The following is a 17,290-nucleotide window of genomic DNA, read 5'->3' on the forward strand; positions in this document are numbered from 1 at the left end:
CGCTACCGAACGGTAGTTTCCGGGCGGGGTCGTTCGTACAGGCTTTCCGGACAAGACCCGGCCTGTGCGGTCACGATCCGGCAACGGGAGTTCCGGCCGGTCCGAGGGGGCAATCGTCCAGTGAAGCCCCCATGACCCGATCTTCGTCATCGCCTCCCTCCTCGTCGACGAACGCATCGACTCCCCCCAACACGCAGAAGCCAACGCATGGATCGGGTCGGGATACAACCTGGGATCGGCGACAGGGGGCGGCTCTCGGCGGTCAGCTTTTGGCCTTCACCGGCCCGCGAACCGTTGCCGCCGCGCTCGCTGGGCTGACGGCCGTCACATCGCTGCTCGCGCGCCGACTGCCCGAGCAGACGCCATCGGCCAGTGGAGACACGGACCCGGAAATGTCCCTGCCAGCACCTGGCGACTCGTCCAGCGACGCAGCGCAGCCCGGTTAGCACCGTCGATCAGGCCCTCGATCTGGTCAAAGACGCGTGCACCGTGTCTTCGGCTGTCGGCACCGCGTCGATGTCTGGAGCCGCGGGCACGTGCACTCCTGTCAGGGAGTCTTCAGAGGTTGTCCGTCGTCGGCCCGGGACCGGCCGGCGTGCCGGGGGGAGAGGTGGTTCTCCAGGGCGTCCAGCCCGAACGGCGTGAACACGAGCAGTCCCGGCATGAGCAGGGCGATCACGACCATGACGCCTCCGGATGGAGTGGTGATCGTGGCCAGGTGATGAGCGGTTCCGAGTACTGGATGACGGCTCGGTGCTCGAAGGGTGAACATCGACGGGAAGCGCCCCTGAGGTCTCGTTACCTGCCGGTAGCGTCGAGGGCTGCGACGGAGCGCCGAAGAAATGCAGAGCGGGGAGGGGCTCGCCCAGAAGATCTTCGGCGGGGTCGGGATCCTCGCCGGAGGCGTCATCGGCCTCGGAGGGGTCGCGCTCCTGGTCACGGTCATCAAGCATCGGAACGACGACTAACCGGGAAGGCCACGAGGCGGGCCGGGCGAGGAACGCGGTCGGCGCGCGTTGCGTGAGCGTGGAACGGCGGCGGTCATGACCATCGTGGACAGCTGGGGCTGTGCTGCCGAGCGCTCTCGTCGTTCGCGGGCCGCCCGGAGCGTCCGCCGTTCCGGTCACCGGTTCGGTGGCTCGCTTCTGGATGCTGCCGGTCAGTCGAGCCAGTGCCAACGCCTTCCCCAGGGGGGCAGGTCGTCCCATCGATATCCGCATCGGCATGTCAGTTCGGTGCAGGGGCCGCGGCCCCCGAATTTCAGGTGGCTCTTGTGGTCGCAGAAGAGGCACGGTGAATCCCGCACGACCGCTCGGGGGGCCTCGGCGGGTTTCTCGGCGGGTTTCTCGGCGGGTAAGGGTTCCGAGGGCTCACGGAGTTCCGGGACCGCGGGAGGCTCGGGCGGAAGGTCCGTCCGGCCAGAATTCAGGCTCGCGTACCGGCCGGAGTGCGTGGCCCTCCGCCGCGAGGACGAGGCGCGAACGGACAGCGCACCGCTGACCGACAGCGCAACCCCCAGCACCACGAGTACGACCACGACGGCCGCCCGCGCTTCCGTGCTTCCCCCTCGGGAACGAGGGTCTTCGGCGATCCTTCCCCTCCGAGATCCGTCACACGCCCGAGGTCACCATCAGGCAAGGGCGCGTTCGTGGAAAACGCGTCACCGCGGTGAACGCGGCCCCCGCCATCGCCGGCATCCGCACACCGAGGAAGCGGCCGACGCCGGCACCCCGGATCGTCGTGACGACGCCCGCGACGAGCGGATCGGCGTTGATCAGAACGGCGATCGTCGCGGCATCGAGCCCGGTCGCGGCACCGTCACACGTCCCGTGTGCATCACGAGCACGTGCCGGAGCCCCAGCACCGCGAGCCGCCCGGAACCGGCCCGCTGTCCGCCCTACGCAGGCATCGTCACGTCGACCGCCGGCCTATCGGGCGAAGTTCGCAGCGATCCGCTGCTGGATGTAGTCGGCCGCGGTGATCGGCGGGTAGCGGCCCTCCGGGCCCTCGATCACCACGTCGCGGTCGGCCTGCGCGAAGAACGCGATGCTGTGGCGGGCCGACCGGTCGTCGCCGGGCCCCGGCGACCTGACCCGGTGGAAGTTCGACGGGAGCCGGTCGTCACTCCACCGCATCAGCATGTCCCCGATGTTGCAGGTGATCACGGAGTCCGCCGGCTCGACCGGCGTCCACTCCTGCGCCTCGGCCTCCTTGCCCGGGCACACCTGCAGGCCGCCCTGCCCGTCCCGCTGGAACAGCAGCGTCAGGCAGTCGAAGTCGGTGTGCGCCCCCGCCCGCCACACGTTCGCGGGGATCACGGCGTCGTCGGGCACGGCGAAGTAGTGCAGCATCCGCAGGGTCGACTGGTACTGCGGGCTCGCCGGGTCGTGGGCACGCGCGAAGAAGCCCTCGGGCAGCCCCAGCCTGTCCGCGAAGCAGGACAGCACCCGCATCGCCAGGTCCCGGCAGCGCGCCTCGAACGCCAGCACGCGCTCCTGGAAGCCGGGCAGCGCGTCGTCCGGCCACAACCCCTCCATGTGCGGGCGGGTCACCTGGTACGACTCCTTCTGGTCGGGCGTCCCGATCGAGGGACGCACCTGGGTCATCGACTCCCAGCCGGAGTTGAGCCCCTTCTTCAGCGCGTGCCGCGCCTTGGTCTCCTCCGGCAGGGCGAAGAAGGCCTCGGCGTCGGCGAACGCGCTGTCCACGGCGCCGGGTTCGATGCCGTGGTTGACCAGCTGGAAGAAGCCGATGTCGGTGGCGGCGGCCCACAGTTCCTCGGTGACCTCCGCCTTGCGGCGCTCGAAGTCGGTGAGGTCGATGCGGCGGATCTCCCGGGCGGACGTCTCCGTCCCGGCCCCGCCCATGCGGGTCTCCTTGGTCAGCTCGTCCAGTGTGTACGTGGTGTTCGTCATCGCGGCTGTCGCTCCTCTGACAGGGAGTTGCGTACGGGATGCAGTCACCGCCCCTGCGATCCCCAGCACGGGCACTCAGACGCCCGCGTGCACGGTCACGGCGGGCCCCTTCGTGGGCCCGGCGCCGTGGGCTGGTGCGGGCCCCGGTCGCCGGGGCCCGCACGCGATGTGCTCAGCCTGCACGGTCTGTGTTACCGGTGGGGATCGTGCTGTTACGCGGCCGTAAAGCTCCGGGCGATGCCGGTCGAGGTCTCGGGGCTCCGCCGGTCAGTCGCCGCGGGAGCCCCACCGGGCGAGGCCTGCCGCCAGCTCCCGCGACGGCAGCCGGACGTGTTCCCCGTCGCGTACCAGCACCTCGCCCCCGACCAGCACGGCCGCCACCGTCCTGCTGCCCGCACACGTCAAGAGCGTCGCCCCCGGATCGTGGACCGGAAGGCAGGCGTAGTCCCGGTCGAAGCGGTGCAGGACGAGGTCCGCCCGCATCCCCACCCGCACCGCGCCGTCCGGGTTCTCCTCGATCCCGAGCACCCGGTTCGCGCCGCCCGCCGCCATCGCGAACATCTCGGGGAACCCGAACAGGTCCGCCTTGCGGTGCGCGGCCCGCTGCAGATACGCGCCGATGCGCAGCGCCTCCAGGATGTCCTGCGTGTCGTTGCTGGCGGCCCCGTCGACCCCGAGACCGACACTCAGGCCGGCCTCCAGCATCTCGGGCACCGGTGCGATCCCGCTGCCGAGCCGCATATTGCTCAGCGGGTTGTACGAGACACCGACGCCGTACCGGGCGAGGGTGGCCCGCCCCTCGGCGTCGAGCTCCACGCAGTGCACGGCGAGCAGCCGCTCCCACAGGAACCCGGCCCGCTCCAGATACTCGACGGCGCCGGCTCCCGTACGGTCACGGCACATCGTGTCGTCCGTGGTCGTCTCCAGCAGGTGCAGCGAGACGGGCAGCCCGCGCTCCTCGGCGTACGCGCGCACGGCGCCCATGCCCTCCGGCGTCAGACACCGCGGATTGGGCACGGCCACGCCGACGTCCACCCGGCTGCCGCGCGCCCGCGCGATCAGCTCGTCGGTGTGCGCGAGGGCCTCCTTCAACGGCTGCATCAGCCGCGGATCGAAGCCCCACTTGCGGCTCGGGTCGGCCCGGTCGGCGACGCCCCGGCACAGCACGGCCCGTACACCGCTGTCCTGGAGGGCCAGGAGCACGGCCTCGTGCACCTCGGGCGACGGGTGCGGCCACATGTGCTCGACGAGTGTGGTGGTGCCGCTGCGCAGGGCCTCGGCCGCCGCGGCGGCGGCGGTCGCGTAGGCCCGCTCGGGCGTGAGCAGCGCCGCTTCGTCGCCGACGGCGTTCAGCCACGCGAGCAGCCCGAGCCCCTCGCCGATGCCGCGCAGTCCCGCCTGGAAGAGGTGGGTGTGGGTGTTGACGAGGCCGGGTGTCAGGTGTCCGCCCCGCCCGTCCAGGACGTCCCCCGCACGGGGCAGTTCGCCGTGCGGGGAGATGGCGGTGACCCGCCCGTCGGCGATGTGCACGTCCCTCCCGGGCAGCCAGCGGCCCCCGCTGTGGACGGTGACGTCCGTGATCGTCCCGAGTGTCATCGGCCGGACTCCTTCCGGAGGCGGGTGGCGTCCGTGTGGTGGAAGAGCAGGTTGAGCAGGAAGGCCACGATCCCGGTGACGGCGATGCCGCTGTCCAGGACGGTGCGCAGGTACGGGGGCAGCGGCGCGTAGAAGTCCGGTGCGCCGACGGGGATCATGCCGAGGGCGAAGGCGAGGGCGACGCTCAGCAGGTTCCGCGGCCGGGTCAGGTCGGCGCGCGCGAGGATGCGCAGCCCGACCGCACCCACGGTTCCGAACATGACGAGCGAGACCCCGCCGAGGACCGGTCCCGGCACGGCGGCAACGGCGGCCCCGAGGACGGGCACGAACGCGAGCACCATCATCAGCGCTCCCGACAGTGCCACCACATGGCGGCTCTTCACGCGGGTCACGCTCACCAGCCCCACCGACTGGCCGAAGGTCACGATGGGGAAGGAGGCGAGCGCCCCGGACAGCACGGTGGCGGCTCCGTCCGCGCGAAGCGCCCGTACGACGGTGGGCGCGTCGTCGCCACGGCCGACGATCTGGCCGACCGCGAGGGTGTCGCCGACGGACTCCACCATGTTCACGAGCTGCACGACGAGCATGGCCGCGACGGCGGGCACCACGAACGTGGGCGCTCCGAAGGCGGTCGGGTCGGGCGCCGTGACGAGGCGCGCGTCCGCGACCCCCGAGCCGTCGAAGAGTCCCAGGGGCAGCGCGGCGAGGGTGCCGGCGGCCATGGCGAGCAGCACCGAGAACCGGGCGACCGCGGGCGGCGCGAAGCGCTCCACGACGACCACGAGCAGGACCGTCCCGGCGGCGAGCGCGAGTCCGCGGCCACCGTTGCCGTCGGCCCCCTCCCCGGCGACAAGACCGGCCGCCGAAGGCACCAGCGAGAATCCGATTACGGCGATGACCGTCCCGGTGACCAGCGGCGGGAACAGATGCAGGCAGCGCCCGAACCAGGGAGCGACGGCCAGCGTCACCAGGCCGGACACGACGGTGGCCCCGAACACGGCGGCGAGCCCGTGCTGCTGCCCGATGAGGATGGCCGGGGTGATCGCGGTGAAGGTGGAGCCCATCACGATCGGCAACCGTGCCCCGAACCACTTCAGACCCAGCGACTGCAACACGGTGGCGACCCCGCTGACCAGCAGGTTCGCGCTGATGAGCAGCCGTATCCGGTCCTCGGGCAGATGGAGCGCGGTGCCCACGAGCAGCGGCATCGTGGCCATGCCCGCGTAGGCGACGAGCAGGTGCTGCAGGCTCAGCGGCACGAGCCGCCGCCATGGCGGCCGTACGTCGACGGGGTGGGGTCCCGGGTGTGCGGGCGCGACGGCATGCTCGACAACAGCCATCGTTCCTCCTCGCAGCTCGGCGGAAGACGGCTGGTTAGCGTCCGGGTGAGTCCCGCGCCCGGACGCGCACCGGCCGTTGCAGCCATGACCGGTGTGGAGGTGACGGTAGGGAGGCGGTGTTTCGGCCGCGTTGCGCCCAGGAAACCGCGGCGTACCCGAAGGGCACGGCGCGGACGGGGTTCTACGACGAGACCGCCGAGTCCTGCGAAGCCGCCGTCACCCTCGCCTCGCTCCTGATGCGGGCCTGACATTCAACGACAGAGCCTGGCCCCCTGTTTCGTCAAGGTCCATCCCCGCGGGCGCCGGAAGCAGCGGACTGCACATCGGACCTCGATGATCGTCACGGGTCGATCCCTGTGGGTGCGGGACGCAGCGCACTCCTGGCGAGGCAGGGGTCGAGGCGCGGGTGTATGCGGATCGACGTTGTTCGGACGTGCCGGCTTCGCACTGCTCCGCAAGCGGGTCCTCCTCGCCCCGTGACCGATGTCAGTGGCTCCTGGAACCATGCCTTCGTCCGAGACAGCCGTATCAGGAGCGATGCATGGGAACGTGGGGAACCGGCCCCTTCGACAGCGATCTCGCCGCAGACTTCGTCGAGGAACTCGAAGGACTCACCCACCAGCAGGTCGTCGACGTGCTGGGGCGGGCATTCCAGCGAGTCACCGGCTCGGGAGAACGCGTCGACGGCGGAGACGGGGCCGAAGCCGTTGCCGCCGGCGCTCTCGTCGCCAGCACCCTCCCGGACAGCCCCATCGTGATCGAACCGGACGACGGCCCCAGCCAACCGCTGCCCGAACTGCCGGCCTGCCTGCGCGCGTCGGCGAGACTCGCACTGGACCGGGTTCTCCAGGACGGATCAGAAATGGCGACCGGCTGGGTGGACAGCGCCGACGCCGACCAGTGGCGCCACGAAGTACGACAGATCCTCGAAGCACTCGAAACACCCACCGATCACTAACCGTGACCACTTCACGGAAGCCGCGCCAGAGCCCGAGAACGGACAGCAGATGTTCACGACTTCGGGCAGCGCCATAGGACGCCGTTGTTCTCATGCTTCGTGAGATGACCTTGCACGACGACGGATCCCGGTGGCCGTTCTTGATGTGCGCATCGACTCCGGACGGCGAAACAGGGATGCGAAGCAGCAGCCCGGAGAACTACAACGAGGGGATGACCGTCTTCCTCTGTTCCAAGTGCGGCACCGCGATCACGCCAGAGCTGGTGGAGCTTGCCGCTGTCCCTGACCTCTCCGTCGGGGAGCACGACCGGGACAAGGAGACGCGCCGGGCACCTTCCACCATTCCGCGGGGCCGCTACGCGATCGAGCCCGAGCCGTGGGGACCCCCTTACGTCGTGCAGGAGAACCAGAAGGACCCGAAGCCGGCTCAGCCACGGGGGCCTCTGGTCTGCCGCGAAGAAGGCTTCGTCATCTCGGCGGGCAGCCGACAGACAGTCCTGGTGCACCCCGACGACGCCGCCGGCCTTCAGCCGTTGCCCAACGGGGAGAACAGCACTGGGTGCTGCGGACCGGCAGGCGACGAGGGACTCAACCGAGCCTGCCCCTGCGGTGCTCCGGTCGCTACCCTCGCGGCCGACTGCCTCGGACCCTACGAACTGCACCTCGACCCTGTCCGGACCTACGCGTTCTCCCAGTAGGACCCCGACCTTCGCCGGAGGACCCGCTCGCCCCGCCGTTCCGCCGAACGATCGGCACACACGACACCGCCGGCCAACGTTCGGTTCCAGCGAGGCTTCACTGCCTCCCGGGCTGGTGAATGAACGCCGCCCGAACTCGGGTTCTGGCTCACTTCTCGTGAAGCCGTACCGGTCCTAGGTGTCCGAGGTCGGCGAGCCCGGAGAACCAGCGGGTCGACGGTTTGCTCCGGCAGGAGACACCGGTCCGGTCGACGCGACTTCACGAAAGTGGTGCCAGAACCCGAGAGATGACGTCACTGTGCGGGGCGGTCCGCCCCTCGACGGAGGGACGGGTGGGCCGCCGGTCCTGTCTATGCTCGGACCCATGGCACTGGAATGGGAACAGATCATCGTCGACTCCGCCGATCCCGTCGCTCTCGGGCGCTGGTGGGCCGAGGCTCTCGGCTGGGTAGTGGTCGACGAATCCGAGGAGATCATCGAGATCCGGCCCGAGCCGGACAAGATGCCGGGGCTGCTCTTCGTGCCTGTCCCCGAGGGCAAGACGTCGAAGAACCGGCTCCACCCCGACTTCCGCCCCGACGACCAGGAGGCCGAGGTCGCGCGGTTGCTCTCCCTCGGTGCCCGGCGTGCCGACACCGTGCAGGACGAGCAGCACTGGGTGACCCTCCTCGACCCGGAAGGCAACGAGTTCTGCGTTCTGGGTGAGCGGAAGAGCTGAGGGCGGCGGGTCGTCGGAGAGGAGCCTGCGGAGTCGGCCGGCCTTGGCGGGCTCCTCGGCTCGTGCCCGGGGGGCGAACCGGTAGGAGTCGGTGCCGGTGAAGATCCGGGGCACCGTGTGCCGCTGCTTGCGCGGCGCGTCCAGGTCCGCCCTCAAGATCCCGTCGATCACCGCCTTGTACGGATCCAGCCTCGCGCACAAAGCCAAGGGGTCCGTCCCCGCCGGTGCGGGGAGCAGTTCGCGGCGGACCGGTCGCTGAAGATCACCCCGGGTCCAGGCCCGCGCGCACGGGGAGCAGGGACAGGAACTGTCAATCGGGTGCCGCGAAGGGGGATGCCGCAGCGGAGGGACGGGCTCGGGTCGTTGAGCGGCTCGGCATGTGCTGTCTCGTCGTCCGAGGCGGCCGGCGTCCGGTAGTCGCCGTGCTGGGTGAGATGTTCGCGATGTCGGTCGATGAGTACGTCATACTCGTCGGCTTGCCTGAAGCGTGTTGCAGAAGGCCGTGTCCGGGCAGGTCAGGGGCGGTTTCGGGGCCAGTCCGGGCACGCTGCCATGGCGTGGTTGTGCGTGGGGGCGACGGTCTGGGCCGCGTGGTGGAGTCCGTTGCCGCGTCGGCGGCGGTCGCGGAGGGGCTTGCGGTGCTTCGTGTGGGCGAGGGCGTGCTCGTCGCGGGCCCTGGTTTGTCGGTGTTCGGCGTTGTCCTCCTCGCCGGGTAGCAGGGGCCGGGCCGGGCGTTCGCGGTGGTGCCGGGCGCCGGGCGGGGCGCCGCGGCCACGCGTTTCGTGTCGGCGTCGGTGATGGCCCGCGCGTTCGCTGAGAACCGGTAGTTGCGTGAGGGCGCGCCGGTCTTGCGGTCGCGGGCCGGGGTCGGGGTGAGCGAGTGCCGGTCGGGAGGTGCTTTCGCGCCTTCTGTCACTGCCCTGTTTGGGTGGCGGGCGGTGAGGGCTGTGTCCCGGTGCAGTGGGGCGAGGCGATCACCACCGCGGAGCGGGCCGATCAGGGTGTCGACCGGAAACGAAATGTCTGCCGTGGTGGCCGGCCTGCCGTCCACGGCAGGGGTGGTCCTGTTGGTACGGGCGGGTCGGGCCCGGTGCGTAGCGCCGCTCCCGGCCCTGTGGGGAGGGTGTGATGTGCACGGTCCTGGCGTCCTGCTGGTGGGGGCGCGGGTGTTGCCGTCGTGGTCCGTCAAAGTGCATCGCCTGTTCATCCCCGCGCCGCCCGCGAACGTCCGTTCGACGCGAGAGTCCGTCTCGACTCGTAGAGATCGTTTCGGGGAGGGAACTTGCGTACACCGAGGGCCGTTGTGGGCCTGGCCGTCATGGCCGGGGTACTGGCGGCAGCACCCGCACAGCACGCGTGGGCGGACGGAGCGGTCCGGTCGGCCGCCTCGGGCGCCGTGGCGGCGGATCCGGTCTCCGTCCACCGGGTCGGTGGCGCCAACGCCGTCGACACCGCCGTCAAGATCTCGCAGCAGCACTGGAGGTCGGCCGGCGCCTCCACCGGCAACGCCGCCGACGCCGTCGTGATCGTGCGCAAGGACAGCTACTACGACGGGATCCCCGCGATCCCGCTGGCCACGAACAAGCGCGGTCCGCTCCTGATGACGGGGGCCGCGGCTCTGGACCCGCTCACCGCCGACGAGATCACGCGCGTCCTGCCCACGGGGAAGACCGTCTACATCGCCGGTGGCGTCGGGGCGGTGAGCGCCGAGGTGGAGACCGCCGTCAAGAACCTCGGCTACACCACCCGGCGCTTCGCGGGAACGGACCACTACGACACGGCCCTGCGCATCGCCCGGGACGGCATCGTCACCCCCAAGCACGTCGTCATCGCCTCGTCCAACGACTGGAAGGACCCCGTCAGCGCGGCCTCCGCCGTCGCCGCGGCCGGAGGGGCCATCGTCCTGTCCAACGGGAACACCCTGGCGGCCGGGGTCAGGACCTGGCTCGACGGCCTGCCGGCACAGGTCACCAAGAACACGGTGGGCGGTCCCGCGCGCAACGCCTACGGCAGCACCGACGGCGCCATCGTCGGCACCGACGCCTACGAGACCAACGCCATGGTCTCGGAGCGGTTCACACCGAACCCGGCCCGCGTCGCCCTCACCACGGCGAGCAGCTTCACCGACGCCCTCGGCGGGGGCGCCTACGCCGCCACCGTCGGGATGCCGATCCTGCTGAACCCGCCCGCGGCCCTGGAGCAGGCCCCCAAGTGGTTCGCCACCGACCACAGCGCCACGGCGCGCAACGTGACCCTCTTCGGCGGTACCGCCGCCCTCAGCGACACCGTCGGAGCGCAGGCCAAGTCGGCGACGACGGAAACGTTCCTGGCGGGTGAGGTCGTGCCGCCGGGCTCCACTCCGCTGAGCCGGGAAGAGACCGACGCACTGGCCATCACCCCGGACTGGGCCCTGGAGGGCGGCGCTGCCGCGTTCTCGGCCCAGGGCGGCAGCGGCATGAACGACGCCGAGTACGACTTCTGCAAGTGGCCCAGCCGGTGGAACATCTGCAACAACGCACGGAAGTCCGCGACCCTCGCCGAGGCATGGTCCAATGCCGAGGCGATGTCCGGCGGCGCGTGGCCGGGCAGCGCGGGCAACGGAGGCAGGCAGGACGCCTACCGGCACTGCATCTGGAACGTGCACATGACCATGCAGATGGGCACCAAGACGGCCAAGGGTTTCGCGGACCGCCACGAACTGGGACCGAAGCCGGCCACCATGACCGAGGCGGAGGCGCAGCGGCACCATCGCATGGACTACCACAACAACGCCAAGGGCCGCTTCTTCGGCGAGGAGGCGAAACTGCAGATGGTGGATCCCGGGCTCACCTTCGACCAGGCCTACTCCGCCGCCCGCTTCTGGTGTCTCCTGTCCGTCAATGACGGAGACCTCCACTACCTCAAGCCCTGACACAGAGACCGGCCATGAACCTCACCCGTCGACTCACCCTGGCAGTCGCGCTGCCGGCCCTGGCGGGCCAGGCATTCCTGACCGCCGCCTACCTCCTGTGGTTCCTTCCGGTCTTCTCCGGCGGGATCGGACCGGCCGGCGGCGAGGGATCCGCGGGCGGCTCCGCCGTGCCCGCGCTCCTGTCCCTCGTGGCCGGCGCCGCTGCCGGTGCTCTGAACGTCTGGAGCCTGCGCGGCCTGACGCGGGCTCTGAGGGGCGGCACGCCCGCGACCCGGCCGTTCCTCGTCGGGGCCGTCGTGCAGCTCCTCGTCCTGGCAGGCGCGTGGGTGATCGACCTGACACCTCTGGCGGCGACCGCGGCACTGTCGCTGCCCCTTCTTCTCGGGGGATTCCTGGTGGAACGCCGGCACGTCAGGGCGGGCTGAGGGAGACCCGTCCCTCACGGGCCGGCACTCCGGCCCGTCCGCTGATGAACGGATGCCCGGGCCGGGCCTGTCACCGGCCCGGGCATCCCCGAACCGGTGCGGCGGCAGGGGCGTCCGCGCCCGGATGAGGGTGGCTGGTGAACCCGCCCCGCGAGTGGCCCGGGCCCTCGCCGCCAGCACCACCTCCACTGGGGGTGGTGCTGGCGGGAGGCGGTGCGCCGCCCGGTGTCTTCTTCCCGGACCAGGACGGGGTCGGGCAGGGCGGGGGTGCGGGAGAGGGCGGCAGGGCGGCGCGGACCTGGCCGGCGGGGTAGCCGAGGCGGGCGGCTGCCTGTTCGAAGGTGAGCGCGGGGTCGGTGGTGATGAGGTCGGCGAGCGTGCGGGCCTTGCGGGCCCTGTCGGTCGGTTTCTCCTCGGACGGGAAGGTCGTGTGGGCCCATGTCCGCGGTCCTCTGGAGCACGACGGTCCGGGTCACGACCGTGGGGAGGAGTGGCTGGTCCTCGACGCCGCTGACGGCACGGTGCCGGCCCGCGCCCGGACGCGGACGGTCGCGGCGGGCTCCGTCCACGTTCCGCATCCGGACCCCGGCCGGATGGGTCTGACCATCGGAGAGGGGCAGGACGGATCACCCCTGCGCTGGGGGACGTGGGACGGTCACGCCCTCACGGTTCACGGTTTCGGCGGCGAGGACCGTGTCCTGCTGGGGGTGAGCCCGAGCGGAGACCGCCTGCTCACGGTGGGCCATGACCAGGACGGTCTCGCCGTTCACCGGGTCGCCGACGGCTCCGTGGTGGCCGGACTGGACGCGGACGTGCTTCCCCCGCATCCCGCGGTCGGGGAAGGGACCACCGACGACGAGGCGCAGGCGTTCTTCGACCACGAGGGCGGCTTCGTCGACGAGAACGTCCTCGTCGTCGGGACCGTCGAGAGCGACGCCGAGTTCGGCACGGGCCGGCACTGGCTCGTCGACGCGGTCCATGTGCGGCTGATCGACCGGATCGCCTATCCCTTCGAGGTGACCGGCCTGCCCAGGGCTCTCGGGGACGGCACCTGGTACACCGCGTCCCCTGTCGACCACGCCCTCCACGTCTGGGCTCCGTGACGGCGCCGCCCGCGTACGGGCGCCCGGACGCTGGGCGCGTCGACCGCGTTCAGCCGTTGTCGCGGGGCCGCGTGCTTCCGGCGCGCATCTCGCCCAGGGTTTCCGCGATCACTTCGATGCCGGCGGTGAGGGTGCCCGTCCCGGGGGTGACACTGATGCGGAAGCACTGGCGAGTGTGGCGCCCGAGCCCCCGGCTGTGCTCGGGGTCGGTGAAGAAGTGCCGCCCCGGTACGACGAAGACGCCCTTGGCCTTCAGCGCCTCGTACAGCGCCAGGTCGTCGAACCACTCCTCGTCCACCCACACCCAGAAGAACATGCCGCCCTCGCCCTCGTGCAGCCGCCAGGCGACGTCGGCGGGGAGGTGGTCCACGAGCAGCGATTCCACGAACTTCCTGCGGCGGCTGTAGAACGGGCCGATCTCGAGGTCCACGAGGGAATCGAGGACGTCCGTTCTCAGGGCTCGGGCCAGCGCGGCCTGGACCAGCTGCGGCGCGTGCAGGGTCGAGTTGGCCATGAAGGAGACGATCGGATCGATGTAGCGCTCGTCCGCGATGGCGAAGCCCAGGCGTTCCCCCGGAAGTCCGGTCTTGGAGAGCGAGAAGACGTTGATGACGCGATCGTGCCTCAGCGGGGGAGCCGCCGCCGCGCCGATGCGGGGGAACGGCGCCCCGTAGGCGTTGTCGATCATGATGGGTACGTCGTGGGTCTCGGCGGCCGCCACGAGGCGGTGGATCTCGTCGGGTGACGCGCACCGGCCGGTCGGGTTGCCCGGTGTGGACAGCAGCATCAGCCCGACGTCGGTCAGCCCCTCGATGGCGGGCATGTCGAAGAGATAGCGGAACGTGCGCTCCTCCCGCCGTTGCAAGATCGGTTCCACCCCGGTGATTCCCCCGGTCACCAGGGAAAGCCCCTGGTAGCCGGTGTAGTCCGGGGTCATGGGCAGCACCAGCTGTGTGTCACGGCCCTCGCCGGGCCCGGTGAACAGCGTCGTCGCGATGAAGCAGAGCATCTGGCTGCCGGGCCCCACCACAACGTTGCGGGGGCCGATGTCCCAGCCGTAGCGGCCGTTGAAGTAGTCGACGATCGCGTCCACCAGAGCGGGCAGGCCCCGGGACGGACCGTACCTGCAGCTGACCGCCCCGAAGCTGTCGTCCAGCGCCTCGGCGGTCATGCGCCGCCAGGTGTCGCTGACCTCCGGTATGTCCGCGGGGTTTCCTATGCCGAGGTTCAGCCACTCCCGGCCCGTGGCCGAGCCCATGGAGGTGGCGATGTCCTCCATGATGAGCCGCAGCCCCGACAGCCGCGCCATCTTGTCTCCCGCCCGAGAGAGCCCCACTGTGTGATGTCCTTTCTCTGTCAACGGATGCGACGGCCGCCGGGGGAAGGGCTCTGGTCGAGCAGCCACGCCACCGTTCCGTCCGGGTTGTCACAGGCCCTGTCGAGCAGGGCCACGAAGTCCTCGGCGATCCGCTCCGCCGCACCCGCGGGAAAGAGGTCGACCGCGTACTCCAGGAAGCCGAGGTAGCCCCGTTCCCGCGCCACGAGCGTGAGGCACAGGTCGAACTTCGAGACCCCCGAGTGCACATAGAGGCGTCGCGCATCGAGGCCGGGCAGCCGCATCCGTGACGGCTGGGCGTCATCGACCACGAGCACCGTGCGGACCATGCCCCGGCCGTCCGCCGCGCCGCCCCGCCGGCGTGTCATGCCGACCAGTTCGCCGTACGAGATGTCCTTGTACGTGATCGCTTCGAGCCCGCGGGTGCGCACGCGGCCCACCAGCTCCGCGAAGGAGGCGTCGGCGTCCACCGTCACGCACAGCGGGAGCAGGGCGCTCATCGGCGCCACCATCAGGTCGTGTCCGGCGGAGTCGCGGTGCGAGACGGGCGTGCCCACGACCACGTCCCGCGCCTCGCGGGCCGCGTGCAGCAGCACGGAGACGAGGGACGCGAAGACGGCGAACGGCGTGGCCCGCAGGCGCCGGCACACGGCCCGTACGCGCCCGCCCGTCTCCGCGTCGACGGAGAAGGCGATCCTGGCGCCGCGGTCCGGGTGCTCGCCGGGCCCGCCGGCCGGTGCCGCGGTGTCGCCGGCGGCGAACGTGACGGCCGCGTCCGGGGACAGTCCGCGCAGGTTCTCCCGCCAGTAGGCCCGTACCGCCGGGTCCTTCGGGGCCGCCCGCCGGGCCAGGGCGTGGGCGCCCGGCTGCAGTTCCACCGGGGCGACCGCGGCGGGGCGCCGCTCGACGTGGGCCCGGTAGTGCTCCTCGAACTCCCGCTCGATGATCTGCAGCGCCCAGTCGTCGATCACCAGGTGGTGCAGCTGGACGACGAGGACCGCCGTCCGCGGCGCCACCTCCACCAGCGTGGCCCTCATGGGGCTGCCGGCCACGTCCAGGGGACGCCGCACCAGCTCCTCCAGGACCTCGTCGAGGGAGGCGGCGGCGCAGGACGCGGTCTCCAGCTCCAGCCCCGGCTCCCACGGCAGGACCCTCTGCACCAGCTGGTCGTCCTCCAGGACGAACCGGCTGCGCAGCGCCTCGTGGCGCGCCACGATCCGCTCCAGCGCCCAGCGCACGGCACCCCGGTCGAGGTCGCCGTCGAAGCGGTGCACCCACGACTCGACGTAGCGCGAACCGCCGTCCCGCAGGTGGTCGTCCAGCCAGATCGCTTCCTGTTCGGCCGTCATCGGGTAGGCGCCGGGACCGGTCCGCACCCGCTGTCCCCCGCCGGTCAAGGCCGGCCGCGCCGGGCGCTCGCCGCGATCCGCCGCAGCTCGGCCTGGTCGGCCTTGCCGTTCGCCGTCACGGGGAAGCGGTCCAGCCTGCGGACGACCCGCGGCACCAGATAGTCGGGCAGCAGCAGGGACAGTTCCTTGCGCAGTTCCCTCTCGCCCAGCGGGACGCCGTCCGCGGAGCCGTCCGCCGGCTGGGCCACGTAGCACAGCGCCAGGGCGGTGACCTCGCCGTCCGGTGCGCCGAGCGGTACCACGACGCACTCGCGGACGCCTTCGATCCGGCGGGCGGCGTTCTCGATCTCGGCCAGCTCGACGCGGTAGCCGCTGATCTTCACCTGGCGGTCGCGCCGGCCGCGGAAGTGCAGGACGCCCTCGTCGTCGACGAGTCCGAAGTCGCCGGTGCGGTAGAGGCGCACGGGGGAACCGTCGATCTCCACGGTGGGGAACTTCTCCGCCGTCATCTCCGGCTCGTCCAGGTAGTGGACGGCGAGGCCGGTTCCCGCGACGCACACCTCGCCCGTCTCCCCGGCGGCGCGGGGCGTGTCCTCCGGCGAGAGGATCAGCACGGTGGTGCCGGGGACGACGCGGCCCACCGGGATGCCCTCGGGGAGGTCGCAGTCCTGCGGACGGATGAGGTGGGTCGTGGTGAGCATGCAGTTCTCGACGGGGCCGTATCCGTTGCGCAGCGGTATCGACGGGTGGCGTTCGAGGAAGGTCCGCACGTGCCGGGGGGACAGCTTCTCGCCGCCGATGAGCATCTGCCGCACCCCGGTGAAGCAGTCCACGTCCTCGTCGACGAAGAGGTTGAAGAGCGAGGTCGTCAGCCACACCGTGTCCACGCCGGCGGTGGTGACCAGCTCCCGGAGGGTGTTCGGCAGCAGGTGCCCCTGCTGGACGAGCGCCGCGCATCCGCCGGTGCTCAGCTGTCCCCACAGTTCGAACGCGTACATGTCCCACGCGGTGGCCGCCGCCTGCGGCGTGACGTGCCCCGGCCCGAACCCCTCCAGGCCGTGGGGGCCGAAGAGCCGTGTGACGGCGCGGTGCGGGACGACGACGCCCTTGGGCCGTCCCGTCGTGCCCGAGGTGAAGAACACCGTCGCGGGGTCCGCGGCGGTGACGGGGGCCGGGGTGAAGGCGGAGGCGCGGGCGGCCGCCTCGTCGAGCGCCTCGGGCTCCACGCGGAGGATCGCGGCATCCGCCTCGACCTCCGTCGCGGCTCCGGTGACGACGACCTTCGGCGCCGTCTGCGCGAAGATCGCCGCCCGGCGCTCGGCCGGCCAGTCCGGGTCGATGTTCGCGTAGGCCGCTCCGCACTTCAGTGCCGCGAGCTCCAGGGCGACCAGCTGGGCGGAGCGGGGCAGGACGAGCGGGACGATCTGTCCGGGGCCCGCCCCGTGGGCGGCCAGCAGTTCGGCGTAGGCGTCCGCGGCCGCGTCGAGGGTTCCGTAGCTGATGGCGGAGCCGTCGACGAGCAGGGCGGGGGCGTCCGGCCGCTCGGCGGCGTGCCGGGAGAACGCGGAGTGGATCAGCGGCGTGGCGCCGCCCGGCTCAGACATGTGCCGTCTCCGCCTTCGTCCGCAGCTCCTGGACGAACTCGTGCAGGATGTCGTGGGAGAAGAGCCAGAGCGGCAGGGCCTTCAGGCCGAGGCCGCGCTCGATCCGCGCACAGATGCGGATCGCCTGCAGAGACGTTCCGCCGAAGTCGTAGAAGCTGTCGTCGCGGCCCACCCGGTCCACGCCGAGCACCTCGGCCACGATCTCCGCCACCTGCTTCTCGAGCTCGTCCCGCGGAGGCTCGTAGGGAGCCTCCACGAAGTCGTCGCGCCCAGCCGTCATGGGCTTACTCCTCACTGTCTCGGTTCAAGGGCATACCGGCGGTCGCCGGGTATGGTC

The 17,290-nt window shown here is 71.3% G+C and carries 16 protein-coding genes and 1 pseudogene; 8 read left to right on the top strand and 9 right to left on the bottom strand.

Annotated features, from left to right (window positions below; translation table 11 throughout):
- Positions 1-547: 547 nt before the first annotated feature.
- Complete coding sequence (locus AB0E83_RS09300) at positions 548-685, bottom strand: hypothetical protein (RefSeq protein WP_362108246.1); 138 nt, start codon at positions 683-685, stop codon at positions 548-550.
- A 157-nt stretch (positions 686-842) separates the two neighbouring features.
- On the opposite strand from AB0E83_RS09300, the gene AB0E83_RS09305 reads away from it, so the two are divergent.
- A complete protein-coding gene (locus tag AB0E83_RS09305) occupies positions 843-968 on the top strand; it encodes a hypothetical protein (protein ID WP_362108248.1) in 126 nt (41 codons plus the stop codon).
- 960 nt (positions 969-1,928) lie between these two features.
- Here AB0E83_RS09305 and AB0E83_RS09310 read toward each other — a convergent pair.
- The 3 genes from AB0E83_RS09310 to AB0E83_RS09320 form a co-directional block, all read right to left on the bottom strand.
- On the bottom strand, positions 1,929-2,915 hold the full coding sequence (locus AB0E83_RS09310) for a 2-oxoglutarate and iron-dependent oxygenase domain-containing protein (RefSeq protein ID WP_362108250.1): 987 nt from the start codon (positions 2,913-2,915) through the stop codon (positions 1,929-1,931).
- A 267-nt stretch (positions 2,916-3,182) separates the two neighbouring features.
- Positions 3,183-4,511, bottom strand: a complete 1,329-nt coding sequence (locus AB0E83_RS09315) for an amidohydrolase family protein (protein WP_362108252.1) — start codon at positions 4,509-4,511, stop codon at positions 3,183-3,185.
- Positions 4,508-5,851, bottom strand: coding sequence for a nucleobase:cation symporter-2 family protein (locus tag AB0E83_RS09320; RefSeq protein ID WP_362108254.1), 1,344 nt, complete (start codon positions 5,849-5,851; stop codon positions 4,508-4,510). The genes AB0E83_RS09315 and AB0E83_RS09320 overlap by 4 nt, the downstream gene beginning before the upstream one ends.
- 116 nt (positions 5,852-5,967) lie before the next feature.
- Between AB0E83_RS09320 and AB0E83_RS09325 the strand changes: the two genes are divergently transcribed.
- The 4 genes from AB0E83_RS09325 (at position 5,968) to AB0E83_RS09340 (ending at position 8,225) form a co-directional block, all read left to right on the top strand.
- The gene (locus tag AB0E83_RS09325; RefSeq protein WP_362108256.1) at positions 5,968-6,099 is read left to right on the top strand and encodes a hypothetical protein; all 132 of its coding nucleotides are present in this window, start codon (positions 5,968-5,970) and stop codon (positions 6,097-6,099) included.
- Positions 6,100-6,392: 293 nt separating this feature from the next.
- Positions 6,393-6,809 carry a DUF4259 domain-containing protein gene (locus AB0E83_RS09330; protein ID WP_362108258.1) on the top strand — a complete coding sequence of 139 codons (417 nt, stop codon included), beginning with the start codon at positions 6,393-6,395 and terminating at the stop codon, positions 6,807-6,809.
- Positions 6,810-6,913: 104 nt separating this feature from the next.
- Positions 6,914-7,507 (top strand): hypothetical protein, encoded by a 594-nt coding sequence (locus AB0E83_RS09335; RefSeq protein WP_362108260.1) that lies wholly within the window; start codon positions 6,914-6,916, stop codon positions 7,505-7,507.
- A gap of 364 nt (positions 7,508-7,871) precedes the next feature.
- Entirely contained in the window at positions 7,872-8,225 is a 354-nt protein-coding gene (locus AB0E83_RS09340) for a VOC family protein (protein WP_362108262.1), read from the top strand.
- Positions 8,226-8,740: 515 nt separating this feature from the next.
- Here AB0E83_RS09340 and AB0E83_RS09345 read toward each other — a convergent pair.
- Positions 8,741-9,090: pseudogene (locus tag AB0E83_RS09345) on the bottom strand (IS5/IS1182 family transposase); the annotation flags it as partial.
- Positions 9,091-9,507: 417 nt separating this feature from the next.
- Here AB0E83_RS09345 and AB0E83_RS09350 point away from each other — a divergent pair.
- From AB0E83_RS09350 to AB0E83_RS09360, 3 genes are all read left to right on the top strand, one after another.
- Positions 9,508-11,136 (top strand): cell wall-binding repeat-containing protein, encoded by a 1,629-nt coding sequence (locus tag AB0E83_RS09350; protein ID WP_362108264.1) that lies wholly within the window; start codon positions 9,508-9,510, stop codon positions 11,134-11,136.
- A 14-nt stretch (positions 11,137-11,150) separates the two neighbouring features.
- On the top strand, positions 11,151-11,561 hold the full coding sequence (locus AB0E83_RS09355; protein ID WP_362108266.1) for a hypothetical protein: 411 nt from the start codon (positions 11,151-11,153) through the stop codon (positions 11,559-11,561).
- Between the two features lie 707 nt (positions 11,562-12,268).
- The gene (locus AB0E83_RS09360; RefSeq protein ID WP_362108268.1) at positions 12,269-12,664 is read left to right on the top strand and encodes a hypothetical protein; all 396 of its coding nucleotides are present in this window, start codon (positions 12,269-12,271) and stop codon (positions 12,662-12,664) included.
- Positions 12,665-12,713: 49 nt separating this feature from the next.
- Here the strand turns inward: AB0E83_RS09360 and AB0E83_RS09365 are convergent, their stop codons facing one another.
- Genes AB0E83_RS09365 through AB0E83_RS09380 form a run of 4 tightly spaced genes read right to left on the bottom strand, consistent with a single transcriptional unit; the run spans position 12,714 to position 17,233 of the window.
- A complete protein-coding gene (locus AB0E83_RS09365) occupies positions 12,714-13,973 on the bottom strand; it encodes an aminotransferase class I/II-fold pyridoxal phosphate-dependent enzyme (RefSeq protein ID WP_362108270.1) in 1,260 nt (419 codons plus the stop codon).
- A gap of 47 nt (positions 13,974-14,020) precedes the next feature.
- Entirely contained in the window at positions 14,021-15,376 is a 1,356-nt protein-coding gene (locus AB0E83_RS09370) for a condensation domain-containing protein (protein WP_362108272.1), read from the bottom strand.
- Positions 15,377-15,393: 17 nt separating this feature from the next.
- Positions 15,394-16,953 carry an amino acid adenylation domain-containing protein gene (locus AB0E83_RS09375; protein ID WP_362108274.1) on the bottom strand — a complete coding sequence of 520 codons (1,560 nt, stop codon included), beginning with the start codon at positions 16,951-16,953 and terminating at the stop codon, positions 15,394-15,396.
- On the bottom strand, positions 16,946-17,233 hold the full coding sequence (locus tag AB0E83_RS09380; protein WP_362108276.1) for a phosphopantetheine-binding protein: 288 nt from the start codon (positions 17,231-17,233) through the stop codon (positions 16,946-16,948). Before AB0E83_RS09380 ends, AB0E83_RS09375 begins: the two co-directional genes overlap by 8 nt.
- Positions 17,234-17,290: the final 57 nt, after the last annotated feature.

Origin of the sequence: Streptomyces sp. NPDC035033 (assembly GCF_040636735.1) — a bacterium.
Lineage (GTDB): Bacteria > Actinomycetota > Actinomycetes > Streptomycetales > Streptomycetaceae > Streptomyces.

Excerpts from the sequence above, each read along its gene's own strand:
- AB0E83_RS09320 (WP_362108254.1), bottom strand. The coding sequence starts at position 5,851 with ATGGCTGTTGTCGAGCATGCCGTCGCGCCCGCACACCCGGGACCCCAC.
- AB0E83_RS09335 (WP_362108260.1), top strand. The coding sequence starts at position 6,914 with ATGACCTTGCACGACGACGGATCCCGGTGGCCGTTCTTGATGTGCGCA.
- AB0E83_RS09380 (WP_362108276.1), bottom strand. The coding sequence starts at position 17,233 with ATGACGGCTGGGCGCGACGACTTCGTGGAGGCTCCCTACGAGCCTCCG.
- AB0E83_RS09310 (WP_362108250.1), bottom strand. The coding sequence starts at position 2,915 with ATGACGAACACCACGTACACACTGGACGAGCTGACCAAGGAGACCCGC.
- AB0E83_RS09365 (WP_362108270.1), bottom strand. The coding sequence starts at position 13,973 with ATGGCGCGGCTGTCGGGGCTGCGGCTCATCATGGAGGACATCGCCACC.
- AB0E83_RS09330 (WP_362108258.1), top strand. The coding sequence starts at position 6,393 with ATGGGAACGTGGGGAACCGGCCCCTTCGACAGCGATCTCGCCGCAGAC.
- AB0E83_RS09305 (WP_362108248.1), top strand. The coding sequence starts at position 843 with ATGCAGAGCGGGGAGGGGCTCGCCCAGAAGATCTTCGGCGGGGTCGGG.
- AB0E83_RS09375 (WP_362108274.1), bottom strand. The coding sequence starts at position 16,953 with ATGTCTGAGCCGGGCGGCGCCACGCCGCTGATCCACTCCGCGTTCTCC.
- AB0E83_RS09340 (WP_362108262.1), top strand. The coding sequence starts at position 7,872 with ATGGCACTGGAATGGGAACAGATCATCGTCGACTCCGCCGATCCCGTC.
- AB0E83_RS09355 (WP_362108266.1), top strand. The coding sequence starts at position 11,151 with ATGAACCTCACCCGTCGACTCACCCTGGCAGTCGCGCTGCCGGCCCTG.
- AB0E83_RS09315 (WP_362108252.1), bottom strand. The coding sequence starts at position 4,511 with ATGACACTCGGGACGATCACGGACGTCACCGTCCACAGCGGGGGCCGC.
- AB0E83_RS09300 (WP_362108246.1), bottom strand. The coding sequence starts at position 685 with ATGGTCGTGATCGCCCTGCTCATGCCGGGACTGCTCGTGTTCACGCCG.